The sequence below is a fragment of the Lachnoanaerobaculum saburreum DSM 3986 genome, assembly GCF_000185385.1.
Classification (GTDB): domain Bacteria; phylum Bacillota; class Clostridia; order Lachnospirales; family Lachnospiraceae; genus Lachnoanaerobaculum; species Lachnoanaerobaculum saburreum.
In genome coordinates, this window is record NZ_GL622296.1 from 2,830,218 (window position 1) to 2,844,035 (window position 13,818).

Sequence of the window (13,818 nt, forward strand, 5' to 3'; positions counted from 1 at the left end):
AAATATGAAAAAAACTTTAGGAATAATAGGACTTGTAATTGTCACCATTATTTGGGGTGGCGGCTTTGTAGCAAGTGATATAGCCTTAAATGAGCTGAGCCCCTTTGAAATAATGAGCTATAGATTTTTAATTGCAAGTATAATAATGGGAGTTTTTGCATGGAGAAATTTAAAAACTATACGCAAAGATGAGATTATATACGGCTCCATCCTCGGTATCGCCTTGTTTTCAGGATTTGCATTACAAATAATAGGACTTAAATACACTACACCCTCAAATAACGCTTTCCTTACTGCAACAAATGTAGTTATGGTTCCTTTTATAGCATATTTTATCGGCAGAAAAAATCTTAATAAGGCTGATATCATAGGTTCATTTACCGCTTTGATAGGTGTAGGTATATTATCTTTACAAAGTAATTTCTCCATAAGTGCCGGTGATCTGTTTACACTTTTTTGTGCTTTGGGTTTCGCTTTCCAAATATACTTAACAGGTATATTTGGAAAGAAAATAAGACCGTCAATACTGAATTTTTTACAGATGTTTACAGCCTTTTGTCTATCAATTATAGGTCTTTTATTCAGTGGCAGTATTAATTTATCACTTTCAAAGCAGGGATTTTCTGCTATAATCTATCTTGGAGTTGTAAGTACCGCACTATGTTATTTTCTGCAGACTGCTGCACAAAAACATGTAGACGAAACAAAGTCGGCAATCATATTGTCAATGGAAGCGGTGTTCGGAACATTATTTTCAATTATTCTTTTGGGAGAAAAACCAAACCTTAAGATGGTAATAGGCGGAATTATGATATTATCCGCCGTTTTAATATCCGAACTGCAATTTTTTAAAGAAAAACAAGAATAACACATACGGAGGCGGCTGTATGGTAACAATAAAGGACATTGCCAATAAGGCAAAAGTTTCGCCTGCAACGGTTTCAAGAGTATTAAATCATGACGACTCTTTAAATGTCAAAGAAACAACCAGAAAACGCATCTTTGAGATTGCAGAGGAACTGGAGTATTCCGGAAAAAGCACAAAGAAGATTACAAAAAAACTGAAGATTGGCACATTCTACTCATACTCCCCTGAGGAAGAGTTGGAAGATCCTTATTATCTTTGTATTCGCCTGGCTATTGAAAAAAAGATAAAACAGAAGGGACATAAAAAGTCAGTTCTATCTCTCAATGCCCCACAAGATACCATCAACTCTTTAGACGGCGTAATATGTACAGGTACTTTTACAAAAGATATGTTAAAAACAATTGAAGGCTGGAATAAGCCAACTGTTTTTATAGATACATATTCAGGAACTCCACAAAGTGATACAATTACAGTTGATTACAAAGGCGCTGTACAAAACATCTTGGATGAGTTTATAAAGAACGGACACTCTAAAATAGGATTTATAGGTGGAGCTCCGGAAAATCCCGCTGAAAGCAACGAAGAAGATTCCAGATATATTGAATTTTGTGATTATCTTAAAAAAAAGGGATTATATAATGAGAACTATATAAGGATCTGCCCTTATAAAGCCAAGTACGGTAGGCTCCTGTTTAAAGAATTATATGATGAGAACAACCTACCGACTGCTATATTCGCCTCAAACGATTCTGTAGCAACCGGCATATACCGAGCTGCATATGAGCTTGACCTGGATATCCCCGGCGATATAAGTGTCATAGGTTTTAACGATATCCCCGGAGCAAAATATATGATTCCTCCCCTTACAACTGTCAGAGTATATATGGAATTTATGGGCGAGCATGCAGTCGAGGTGCTTGAACATAAAATAAAGGACGGCAGAACCATAGGAGTAAAGGTGCTTGTCCCGACGAAGCTTTATGTAAGAGATAGTGTGAGGAAAATATGATAATAACTTAATACAGGTGGAAGCGAAAACTCGATTCCACCTGTATTTCTACTTATTCAAAAATCTTACCGCTGACTTCCTAGCCTTTTCTATTTTCTCAACTTCAACATCTTCCACAGCCGATGCACTTACCCATTTCTTTCCAAATAAAATCCCTGCCGCCTCTATCATAATACTACAGGCATGTAAATCAGTCTCTGCTGCAATTGCTAAAGTAAAACATGACTTTGTTTTTTCCTGCAACAATTCCTTATCAATTCCGTGAAATGACATTTGCATAAGGCTTGATGCAGACCATGCCCTGCAAAGACTGTCTTTATCTTCCGACATCTGTTTTGTCAAAATATCAATCTCATTTAAAGATCCTATCCATCCAAGGGATATAATAATCTTTTGGCGAAGTGAAGCATCTTTTGTCTCTATAAGTGAGGTTATAAGCGGAATAAGCCTTTTGCAATATTCTGCATAAAAAGTTCTATGTCTTAGTTTCGAAAGAGTTTCAGCCATAAGGTATGTAGTAAGTAATTTTAAATTTTCATCTTTTTGATTGTCCAAAACTTCAAATAGAAACTCTAAGCCCTCTTTATCATGTTTATAAAAGCTGCTGGACAGATTTAAGTTCGTACCTTCATCTCGGTATTTGCAGATTAATTTATAATGATATTCTATTTCTTCACTTGAGCCTAAATCCGCAATAAATTTTATTCTTTCGCCGTCGGAGAAATTTTGTTTTTTTAATTCTTCATATCTTTTTTGTAGGTTCATTATATGTACACTCACTTTTTGTTATCTGTTTTATTTTCATCTTTAAAAAGCTGAAGTGAAATATTCAAATCATCAAAAATCAACATATTTAAAATGACGATTGGAATAGCGAGCATATATTTTATAATACTTCCCGCTTTAGAATTTCTTTTATATTTTGAAATTTTCAATACAAAAAACGCGATAATTAAAAATATAAATATAAAGTAGAACAGTATATCTGCATTAGTGTATATTATTTTTATATTTTTACTCCTTTCCGGTATTGCAGTAGTGTATTAATAAAAAACATATTTATGATAACTTTTTATAGTCATTTTGAAGTATTTTGCTATCAAAACTGATTGCTAAATCATTATGTACTTTGTTGACCGCCCACTACCTACCTGTTTTATTTTACTATTATCATTCAATTCCTTTAAAGCACGTTCTATGGTCCTTTGCGATATATCAGGACAGAGTATCATAATATCCTTTTTAGAAAGCGGCTCTAAAGACCTTTTAATAATAGATAATACTCTTTCAGGTGATGTCAATTTCTCATTTCCAATGAGGTTAAATCTGTCATCACATTCTCTATACGCTTTTAATAAAACTCCCAGTATATATCTTATAAACGGAATTTCATCATTTTCTCCTGTATGCCACCTTTCACTTGATCTTTGTAACTCTTCATAATAAGTTTCTTTACTCTCTTCAATCAGCATCTCTATACTGATATATCTTCCAACAAAATAACCGAACTTATAAAGTAAAAGTAATGTCAGTAATCTACTCATTCTTCCATTACCGTCATCAAAAGGATGAATGCATAAAAAGTCATGTATAAGTACGGGTATTAGAATCAACGAAGGAATATTTGCTTTTACCGCTTTCTTATACGCCTCAACCATTTTATCAAAATACATTTCTGTTTCAAAACTGCTTACCGGCTGAAATCTCACTTTTCTATTACCAAGCGCATCTACTTCCATAATAGTATTGTCTAGGGTCTTAAATTTTCCCTTATAGTTTACATATGAATATGAATACAACTGATTATGGAGAGTTAAAATATCATTTTTATTAAATTCTATATATGCATAATTTTCATGAATAATGTCAAGTACATGTCTATATCCTGCAATCTCCTCCTCATTCCTGTTTTTAGGTTCTGCCTTTTTATTCATCAGTTCATTAAGTCTTGCATCATTTGTATAAATCCCCTCAATAGCATTTGAAGACTTCGTACTTTGTATTTTAGCTACATCAATCATCTTATCCAAAACATCAGGATAATTTTTTACATAAAGTTCCAGCTTCCCCTTATATTCATGAATCTTTGCAATAGTATGATATATATTTACAGGCAAAGACAGTTCCATAAGCTTTAAATAATTAAATTCTCTCAAAATATCGCCTCCATTTTTCGCCATTATAGCACATTTGGCTATGAAAAAACAATAATGGCGAGAATATTCTCGCCATTATTTGAAAATTGGTGTATTAAAATTAAGGTTCTTTTCTTTAAATCTCTTTACCTGTTCCGATAGAATTTTTTACAAGAAAGCATACGCCTATCATAATAACATAATGACACTCAGGCATTCAAAAAAGTCATAGAACCAGAAGCATATTCTGTTTCTATGGCTTTTATATTCTTAATTACACATCTAACTCTTCTAATATATCTGGTATAACCTTGTATAAATCTCCTGTAATTCCAATATCTGCAATATCAAAAATAGGAGCATTTTCATTTGTATTTATTGCTATTATCAATCCCGAATTTTGCATACCGGCAACATGCTGTATAGCACCTGAAATTCCACATGCAAAGTATATATTAGGCTTTACTGTAGTACCTGTTTGACCTACTTGATAAGCATGATCGATCCAGCCTGCATCTACTGCCGCTCTTGAAGCTGCAACAGTTCCTCCAAAAGCTTTTGCCAATTTTTCTAAAAGTTTAAATCCTTCAGCATTTCCAAGTCCCATACCACCTGAAACTATAACTTTTGCATCTGTGAGTGATACTTTTTCTTTTACTGTTTTTATTACTTCTAAAACTTTTGTTCTTATATCTTCATCTTTTAATTTGGTCTGTACTTTTATCAACTCTCCCTTGGAACCTTCAACTCTTTCAGCCCTTTCCATTACTCCCGGACGAACTGTAGACATTTGAGGCCTATGATTCGGACAAACTATAGTAGCCATTAAATTACCGCCAAATGCAGGTCTTGTTTGCATGATACCTTTAGTTTCTTCATTGATTTCAAGCTTTGTACAATCCGCTGTAAGTCCGGTATTGCAATTAACAGCCAAACATGGTCCCAAATCTCTGCCTATATGAGTTGCACCCAACAAAACAATTTCCGGCTTATATTGCTCTATAGCGTCACCTATGGCGATAGAATATCCGTCTGTTGTATATTGGTTTAATCTGTCATCCTCAATATAATATACCTTTTGAGCACCATGAGCAAAAAGCTCATCAACAATATGTGAAAGATTAGATCCGCAAACAACTGCACATAGATCGCAGCCTCTTGCATTTGCAAGCTTTTTTCCTTCTCCCAAAAGTTCCAATGCTACATCCTGTAACTGTCCCTGTCTTTGTTCTGCAAATACCCAGATATCATGGTATAATGTTAAATCATTTTCTTCCTTTTCTATTTCATCTTTCACTATTGCATCAAATGGGCATACTTCGATACAAGTTCCGCAGCTGGTACATGCAATTCCTATCACAGCCTTTTTATTTTCCATTGTAATGGCATCAAACGGACAAGATTTAACACATTTAGTACATCCTCGACAATCCTTTTCGATTACTACAACTGACATATTCTCCTCCCCTTAAATCAAATGTTTTTCCTTAAGTTTAGTCACAAGTTCCTTTGCCATATCTTTGTTACTTCCTTGAAGCATCTCTCCTTTTCCTTTTACAGGAGGAGTAAAAGATCTAAACACCTGTGTTGGAGAAGCATTCAGTCCACAATCCTTTGGATCCAATTTTACATCTTCATGATTGTATATTTTAATATCCTTCTTATAAGCATCAACTATTGAACCTACACTCATATATCTCGGTTCATTTAATTCCTTTACACAGGTTAAGAAACAAGGCAGTTTTACTTCAATAAGCTCATATCCGTCTTCCAATTGTCTTTGAACTTTTATTTTATCTCCGGTATAATCCACAATCTCTTGTACATATGTAACTACCGGAATTCCTAGCCTCATAGCAACCTGTGGTCCAACTTGAGCAGTATCACCGTCTATAGCCTGTCTTCCACCAAAAATTATATCCACATCACCAAGCATTCTAATACCCGCTGCAATAGTTGTAGATGTAGCACAGGTATCAGCACCACCAAAAGCTCTGTCACTCAAAAGCACTGCTTCATCTGCACCCATTGCCAGACATTCCCTAAGCATATAAGTCGCCTGTGGAGGTCCCATACTTATAACAGATATTGTTGTATCTTGATGTTTATCCTTTATTTGAAGTGCCGCTTCCAAGGCATTTGCATCATCGGGATTTAATATTGAAGGAACACCTTCCCTTATCAAAGTTCCTTTAACAGGATCTATTCTTACCTCATTTGTATCAGGAACTTGTTTAGCACATACACATATTTTCATTTGTATCCTCCCTTATTTCTTTAATAATTTTGAGCTAATAACAATCTGTTGAACTTGACTTGTTCCCTCATATATAGTAAATACCCTGCAATCACGGTACATTCTCTCAACTTTATAGTCCTTAATATATCCGTATCCACCATGTATCTGTACAGCTTTTGCAGCTATTTCATTACAAACTTCTGTAGCGTAAAGCTTTGCCATACTTGCAGCCATACCTGAGTCCTGTTTTGTATCCATCATATATGCCGCTCTGTATGTAAGCTGCTTTGCCGCCTCAAGCTTTGTTGCCATATCTGCAATTGTAAATCCTATTGCCTGGAAAGCACCTATATTTTTTCCGAATTGCTTTCTTTCCTTCGCATACTTACATGCTTCCTCTAAGCATCCTTCAGCTACACCTATTGCCTGTGATGCTACTCCGAGTCTACCTGTATCAAGTGTAGCCATAGCAAGATTGAAGCCTTTACCTTCTTCTCCAAGCAGATTGGACTTATGCACCCTGACATTTTCCATTACAATATCAGATGTTGCACAACCGATAAGCCCCATCTTATCCTCATGCTTACCACAGCTTACACCTTCCTGCTTCATATCAATTATAAAAGCACTTACTCCTCTTGTTCCCTTAGTCATATCTGTCTTTGCAAAAACTACAGCATAATCCGATAAAGGCGCCATTGTAATAAAGCATTTTCTTCCGTTTAAAATATAATAGTCACCATCTTTTACAGCCGTAGTAGTCATACCGGCTGCATCAGACCCCGCTCCCGGCTCAGTCAATGCAAAAGATAATTTTTTTTCACCTCTTACAACAGGTGTTAAGTATTTTCTTTTTTGCTCATCATTTCCTGCAAGTAAAAGAGGACCGCCTGAAAGTGAGTTTGGACTTGATACATATATACTTGCAACTCCGGATACTTTTGCTATTTCAGACATTACAAGCACATAACTTCTTGCATCTGCTCCCTGTCCTCCAAGCTCTTTTGGGATTTTTATACCAAAAAAACCGGCTTTAGCCATTTTTTGCAGTACTTCCTCCGGAAAAACTCCGGTTTCCTCCACTTCATCAAGCAATTCCTTTGTAAGCTCCCTTTCAGCAAAATCTTTTGCGAGTTTTCTAATCAATTCATGTTGTTCTGTAAAATAGCATTCTGACATTGATTTTCTCCTTTGTCTAATATTCCATTGATTCTATTTTTTAATGTGGCAATATCAATTTTTCCATTTGATGTGGTTGGAAAAGTATCAAATCTGAATATCTTTTTAGGTAATTTATATTCTGCCAAATACTGCTTTAAATATTCGATTATATATTCATCAGAAATTTCCCTATCGGTAACTATACACAGGGCAACTTCTTCCTGTACTATTTTCTCCGGAATACCACATACCTTTGCATGCTTTATGCCATCTATCTTGTACACAACCTCTTCTATTTCCATTGGAGATATTTTTTCTCCCAATTTGATAATAACATCTTTTTTTCTGGCTTTAATGTATAGATTCCCGTCACAATCCAGATATCCCAGATCTCCTGTTCTAAGCCATCCGTCATCTGTAAATACTTTTTCATTCTCAATCGGATCATTGTAATACCCCTGCATAACATTAACACCTTTTACCAGAATTTCACCACAGAGTATATTTTCTTCTACTTTTAAAACAAAGTTACTATCAATTTTTACACTTACACCTTCTATTGCACTTCCGCTGTTTAACGTCATATTTTCTATATCAGTATCCCAATCAGTTACAGTAACACAGGGAGAAGTTTCTGACTGCCCATAGGAAGTCAACAATTTCATCTTAGGGAACATAGCAAGAATTTTTCTGTAATCTTTTAACAATATTGGAGATCCGGCTATAATTCCACTTTTTAAGCCTGTAAAACTCCTATCCCCGTATTTTTCATAAAAAATAAGAAACATGCTTGGAACACCGCTAAGAATATTACAATTCCCAATAGTTATAGCTTCAAATACCTTTTTATTTCTAAATTCCCTCATTATATACATGCAGGCTTTACTTACAATTCCTGAAAGTAAACCTGCTGTAAGACCGAAGCAATGAAACATCGGTACACATATACACATTTTGTCATCACTATTCCAGTGCAATGCTTTAACAATAGAACTCGAATTACTTAATATATTTTTATGACTTAGCATCACAGCCTTAGGCATAGATGTAGAACCTGAAGTAAAAATTATACATGCAGTATCTGATGGAACAATATTTAACTTTTCCATTTTAAAATCAGCTTTATTAATTGATGTATATTTTATTTCATCAAAACAAATACATTTTATTTTTCCATTATCCAATTTTTTAACTGTATTAATTTGTTCTTCATATACTATACATTCAATATCACAATGCTCCACCATTTTTTTCAGTTCGCATATCTTTAGCTGAATATTTAATAAAATAGGTATACCACCAAATTTTAAAATACCTAAGAAAATCTTTGCCCACTCAACACTATTCTTCCCAGATAATCCGATGTGACAACCTTTTTCATACCCCATCTTTAAAAAAAACCGTGCAATTCTATCCGAGCTTTCATCAAGTTCTTTCCAGGATAAGCTGTTATTTTCATCTTCAATTGCTATCTTATCGGAATATTTTATTGCATTATCTTTTAATACTTCAATAATATTTACAAACATTTTTCTACCTTTAAAGCTAATGAGATACTTGTATACAAGTTTAATCTTGCTAAAAAAGGACTATAAAGTCCTTTTTTGCTATATTATTTTTTCTCCCAGATAAACAAAGCATTACTTTCTATGAGCTTATCCACTTCTGCATCACTATAGCCGATTTCTTTAAGTACCTCTCTTCCGTTCTCACCTATAAACGGACCTCTTTTATAATCCGGTACTCCCATCTCAGTAAACTTTACAGGAAGTCTCACCAATCTTCTTGTGCTTCCATTCTCATATTTCATATCATAGAAACAGTTATTTGCCTCAGCCTGCTTATCATTTCTTATTTCCATCCAATTTTGTGCTAATGCGAAAGGAATATCAGCTTCTGTAAATACGCTTCTCCAATACTCTAAATCTTTCTTATTAATTGCATCCATTACAATATCATATACTTCTGTACCAAGTTTATTGGCCTGTAGATTCTGAACAGGGAAATATTTATCATTTTCCACTATATCTTCTCTACCTATTGCAGCCATAAACTTTTTATAATATGTATTATAATCCGGCATACAAGTCTGAATAAATCTATCGTCTTTTGTTCTCCACGCAGCATTAAACGGATTTGCACTTTCTCTTACATCTATAGGATAGTTTTGTGCAATTCCCTCATAATTGGAAGCCTGAATCATCATTCCGAAATTGAATATTGCACTTTCAAACAATGATGTCTCAACCTTTTCACCTACTCCCCTTACCTTTGCCTGATACAATGCTGCAAGAATTCCCGCAACAAGATTCATTCCTACATTATGATCTCCAAGCCCCGGAACAACATTCATAGGGATACTTCCCTTTTGTCTTAAAGAATCAAGGTAGCCGCCTCTTGCAAAAAATGCAGTGAAGTCAAATCCAGGGAGATCCTTATCAGGTCCGAACTCTCCATATCCTGTACAAATGGCATATACAAGCTTTGGATATTTCTTCTTAAGTGTTTCATAATCAAGTCCTGCTCTCTCAAGTGCCTGTACTCTCCAATTGGTTATAAGTACATCAGCGGTATCAAGAAGTTTAAAGAAAGCTTCCTTTCCTTCCGGATTTCTCATATCAAGCGAAATGCATCTTTTGTTTCCATTTTCAAGATCCCAAGTAGTATTCTCATACATATCAAGCGGTCTTCCCTCACTTGGTGCAGTATATCTTAAAGGATCACCTTTTGCTGTTTCTATCTTTATAACATCTGCGCCCAAATCAGCCATAAATCTTCCTGATGTGGAAGCTGCAATAAATGTTGCCAATTCAACTACTTTTACGCCCTCTAAAGGTTTACTCATATCTCTTCTCCCTCTTCAAATTATTATTTATCAAATTTTGTAATAGCCATATGTATAAGATAAGGTATCATAATTACAGGTATTGTAAGATAGCCTAAATATTTATATCCTACTGCAACAATCTTATTAAGACCAAGTTGTGCAATGAAGAAAGCAAGTAATGTGCATACTAATGTAACAACAATAACATTTACACCCGGCTTATTATTAGGATCAAAGCTCTTATCCATAGATGAACATATTCTATTACTCATTCCTGCAATCATATTTACAGCAGTAGATACTGAACCCAACACAATAAGTATTGAAATCATTGGTCTTAAGACTTCAGGTGCAAAACCTCTGTTTACAAGTATAATCAGAGGAATGGATTCCTTTGCGAAATCAGGCTCATTTATAATAGCTGTAAGCCCGAGAACTGCCAATAAGCATATAAAACCGTTTACAAAAAATCCATATATCATAGATGTTTTTGCCAAGTGATGAGAATCAAACGGTTTAGCATGCTGTACAAGCAAACCTATTGCTCCCAACTGGAAAGCTGCGTACACTATACCCTTTATAAGAGCCGGGCCTACAGGTGCAGGATTAGCAATCTCTGCTGAAATATTTGATACAATATCTCCCCACTGTAAAAAAATATTTGGAATATAAACAAGGAATAAACCTGCTACTATAAGTACAGATAATGTTGATGCAACCTTTCTTACCACATTGGTACCATAAACTGCAACAATAAATATAAATAATCCTGTAAAGACAGTTCCAATCCAATGGTTTATACCGAATGATTTTTCCATTGTTGCTACACCGGTTGCAAAAGCTGCCGCAGGTGCTACACAAATTGTCACTAAATAAACTAATTCATACAATGAACTGAAAACAACTGATAAAACATCCCCCGCTTTTTTTCCGAATTTATCATTGAATCTGTAAAAGCTCTTATTAAAGCTTGCATAATTATATAGTTCATGTTTTCTGGCATACTTTAGTGCATACCATTGATAAAATGCTCCAATTGCCTGTGTTAAAATACAGGTCAAAAAGGCCCATATACCAAAATTCACAAAAAATGCCCTCAACTGATTTCCTGAGGCGAATCCTCCACCGAATTGAGTTGTAAACCATACGAACGCTACGCCTATTACTACCGGCATCTTATCCTTATTAATCATGACAATTACCCCCTAAACCAACATGTCTGCAAATGTTTGTAACATAGTATTTGCCTGTTGATAATTTTTCATTTGTCTATCCACTTCTATATTGATATGTGGAATACCTGCTTCATTTGCCGCCCTCTTTATAGGCACATAGTCAAATTCTTCAGGATCGCAAAACTTGGTCATAAGAACTACTATTCCGTCAGCTCTTTTTTTCTTTGCTTCTTCAATAATAAAGTCAACCCTTCTCTTATCCTTATCATATAAAAGAGTACAGTTGTCCATATTTGAAAACTTCTTTGCAAGAGCATATAAACCATTTCCATCGGGTATATCTGTTCTATACTGTCTGGATTCATAAGCAATATCATCACCTACGATTTGCATATTATTGCTGTCAAAAATATTGAGTAAATCCGGTGCATCCGCCAATATTCCTGTTGTATAAATTCTTAGCTTCTTAGATATTTTACCCTCTTTTTTTATAAGTTCGATCAATTCCCTAACAAGTTCTGTATGTTCCTCCTTAAGCATAAACCAAGCACTTTTAAATACTGCACTTCTATCTGTTGCCGAAACTTCATACTCTTCCGAAACTTTTGTAAATTCTCTCATAACCCTATTATGCTCATTATAAATTTCATAAGTGTTTTTGAGTTTACCTTCATCAAACTTTTCTCCGGTAATATTTTCCAAATCACTGATCACTCTCTTATACATCTCCAATGTGAAATCAACAGCATAATCAGATTTTCTATTTTGTGGATAGGTCATTGGTATAAAAGGAATGTCCTTTACCGCATATTTCCAATTTTGTCCCAAAGTTTTTAATGAGTCACATAGCGAAGGAACCACTATAGCACTAACTCCGTTATAATTTCCCTTTATTCCCAGCTCCAATACTGTCTGCATTATTGAGCAAATAAATGCAGGATAATATTTTTTTGACTCATTAATTTCAATATCTGCGCCCCATACCCCCATAGGTACAAATCCAAAAGCATGGATAATCTCCTCAGGTGTATAAACCGGTGCAACAGCAATAACTTTTTTTCCTTCTTCAAGGTATTTATTAAGCTGTTCCTTTGGAGACGCACTAATCTTTTTTAAAGTTTCTAAACAATGCCACATAGTCTCCCCCTTTAAATTTCCTTATTTGCTTCCATTATCTCTGTCAATCCCTGAACTCTCGTATCATATTGAGCCTCTGAGAAATTTCTTGGATCTGCTTGGTCTCCATCAAAGCTTACAACCGGAATACCACATTCTTCACCTATTTGCCTGCTCATTTCAGACATAAATCCTGACCAAAGTTTACAAGACCTGTTTGTGTGAACGAGAAGCCCTTCAACACTATTGTCCTTACAAAGTTTTATTCTCTTATCTCTTGCATGCTCTATATTCATACAATTAGGAACATTGGCATATGCTCTGCACATTCCGTCAAAGTCATCATAGATAAATCCGAAAGCATCCGCATATATAGTTGTAACCATATTGATTCCACGACTCTTAAGTCCTGTAGCAGTAGCACGAAGCCATGGCCAGCATGCTATACCCTCAAACATTATTCTATATTTTTCTTCTCCCTTGAACGTAGACTCTCCCTTCTCATGATTATCCTTGTACTCCTGCAAAAGTGTTTCCATTGCTTCTGCAGCTTCAAGTTTTCCTCTGGCAGTAACCATAACCGCCATATGATTTAATAAATCAAATCCGTTAAACGGAGATGGTGAATATTTGGCAGTCGCTGTAGCCTCAAGCCATGCTCTGGAGCTTCTTCCTGATATTTTCCTTACCTCTTCATATCTTTCATTACTCCATTTTTTGCCTGTAATTTCCTCCAATTGATGTATTGCATCCCAAAACTGATTTCTGATATATGCTGTCATAGCATCTGAAACTTCATAATCAGGATTAAAAGGTATATCAATCATAATCATAGGAATATTAAGTTCTTTTGCTATATTTTCATACCACTTAATCATGCAGTTGCATATATTATTACAACATAGAACAAAGTCAGGCTGTGGCATATCCTGTTCAGGAGCTTCCTTCAGCTTCATATATGCAAGCGAAATTCTTGCATATGCGCATATATCATTAGAGTATCCGTCACCTTCACTCTCACTGCACATTCGTTCTCCACCGCCTCTGGCAGCAATACCTGCCGCCTGATTCTCAGGGTAACATACGTACAATCCCAAGGTCTCAGGTATCTCCACCGGAAAATTACTTGCACACCATCCTACCAATTCTCCTCGCTTTTTAGCCTCAACACAGTCACTATATGCTTTTGCTGCTATCCTGCCCAATCTAGCCTTTGCGCTGTTTGGATCAACTGTAGGCTTTTGTTTTTTAGCTTCTTCCACTATTTTCCTCCTACTTTTTTATAATA

12 protein-coding genes are annotated in these 13,818 nt (G+C 35.2%); 2 read left to right on the forward strand and 10 right to left on the reverse strand.

Annotation, left to right across the window (positions count from 1 at the left end; translation table 11 throughout):
• Positions 1 to 4 precede the first annotated feature (4 nt).
• Together HMPREF0381_RS13065 and HMPREF0381_RS13070 are read left to right on the forward strand one after the other, a co-directional pair.
• Positions 5 to 868 (forward strand): DMT family transporter, encoded by an 864-nt coding sequence (locus HMPREF0381_RS13065; RefSeq protein ID WP_008752482.1) that lies wholly within the window; start codon positions 5 to 7, stop codon positions 866 to 868.
• Between the two features lie 19 nt (positions 869 to 887).
• Entirely contained in the window at positions 888 to 1,877 is a 990-nt protein-coding gene (locus HMPREF0381_RS13070; RefSeq protein ID WP_008752483.1) for a LacI family DNA-binding transcriptional regulator, read from the forward strand.
• 48 nt (positions 1,878 to 1,925) lie between these two features.
• Here the strand turns inward: HMPREF0381_RS13070 and HMPREF0381_RS13075 are convergent, their stop codons facing one another.
• The 10 genes from HMPREF0381_RS13075 to HMPREF0381_RS13120 form a co-directional block, all read right to left on the reverse strand.
• Positions 1,926 to 2,642 (reverse strand): HEAT repeat domain-containing protein, encoded by a 717-nt coding sequence (locus HMPREF0381_RS13075; RefSeq protein ID WP_040461499.1) that lies wholly within the window; start codon positions 2,640 to 2,642, stop codon positions 1,926 to 1,928.
• A 347-nt stretch (positions 2,643 to 2,989) separates the two neighbouring features.
• The gene (locus HMPREF0381_RS13080) at positions 2,990 to 4,033 is read right to left on the reverse strand and encodes a Fic family protein (RefSeq protein ID WP_040461502.1); all 1,044 of its coding nucleotides are present in this window, start codon (positions 4,031 to 4,033) and stop codon (positions 2,990 to 2,992) included.
• 253 nt (positions 4,034 to 4,286) lie between these two features.
• Positions 4,287 to 5,468 carry an electron transfer flavoprotein subunit alpha gene (locus tag HMPREF0381_RS13085; RefSeq protein ID WP_008752487.1) on the reverse strand — a complete coding sequence of 394 codons (1,182 nt, stop codon included), beginning with the start codon at positions 5,466 to 5,468 and terminating at the stop codon, positions 4,287 to 4,289.
• A 12-nt stretch (positions 5,469 to 5,480) separates the two neighbouring features.
• Positions 5,481 to 6,269, reverse strand: coding sequence for an electron transfer flavoprotein subunit beta (gene etfB, locus HMPREF0381_RS13090; protein ID WP_008752488.1), 789 nt, complete (start codon positions 6,267 to 6,269; stop codon positions 5,481 to 5,483).
• 12 nt (positions 6,270 to 6,281) lie between these two features.
• Positions 6,282 to 7,430 (reverse strand): acyl-CoA dehydrogenase family protein, encoded by a 1,149-nt coding sequence (locus tag HMPREF0381_RS13095; protein ID WP_008752489.1) that lies wholly within the window; start codon positions 7,428 to 7,430, stop codon positions 6,282 to 6,284.
• Positions 7,394 to 8,941: a class I adenylate-forming enzyme family protein gene (locus HMPREF0381_RS13100; RefSeq protein ID WP_008752490.1), complete on the reverse strand. Its 1,548-nt coding sequence runs from the start codon at positions 8,939 to 8,941 to the stop codon at positions 7,394 to 7,396. Before HMPREF0381_RS13100 ends, HMPREF0381_RS13095 begins: the two co-directional genes overlap by 37 nt.
• A gap of 83 nt (positions 8,942 to 9,024) precedes the next feature.
• On the reverse strand, positions 9,025 to 10,257 hold the full coding sequence (locus HMPREF0381_RS13105) for a CaiB/BaiF CoA transferase family protein (protein ID WP_008752491.1): 1,233 nt from the start codon (positions 10,255 to 10,257) through the stop codon (positions 9,025 to 9,027).
• Between the two features lie 23 nt (positions 10,258 to 10,280).
• Positions 10,281 to 11,432, reverse strand: coding sequence for a YkvI family membrane protein (locus HMPREF0381_RS13110; protein ID WP_008752492.1), 1,152 nt, complete (start codon positions 11,430 to 11,432; stop codon positions 10,281 to 10,283).
• Positions 11,433 to 11,444: 12 nt separating this feature from the next.
• The gene (locus HMPREF0381_RS13115) at positions 11,445 to 12,551 is read right to left on the reverse strand and encodes a 2-hydroxyacyl-CoA dehydratase subunit D (RefSeq protein WP_008752493.1); all 1,107 of its coding nucleotides are present in this window, start codon (positions 12,549 to 12,551) and stop codon (positions 11,445 to 11,447) included.
• Between the two features lie 11 nt (positions 12,552 to 12,562).
• The gene (locus tag HMPREF0381_RS13120; RefSeq protein ID WP_008752494.1) at positions 12,563 to 13,792 is read right to left on the reverse strand and encodes a 2-hydroxyacyl-CoA dehydratase subunit D; all 1,230 of its coding nucleotides are present in this window, start codon (positions 13,790 to 13,792) and stop codon (positions 12,563 to 12,565) included.
• Positions 13,793 to 13,818 lie beyond the last annotated feature (26 nt).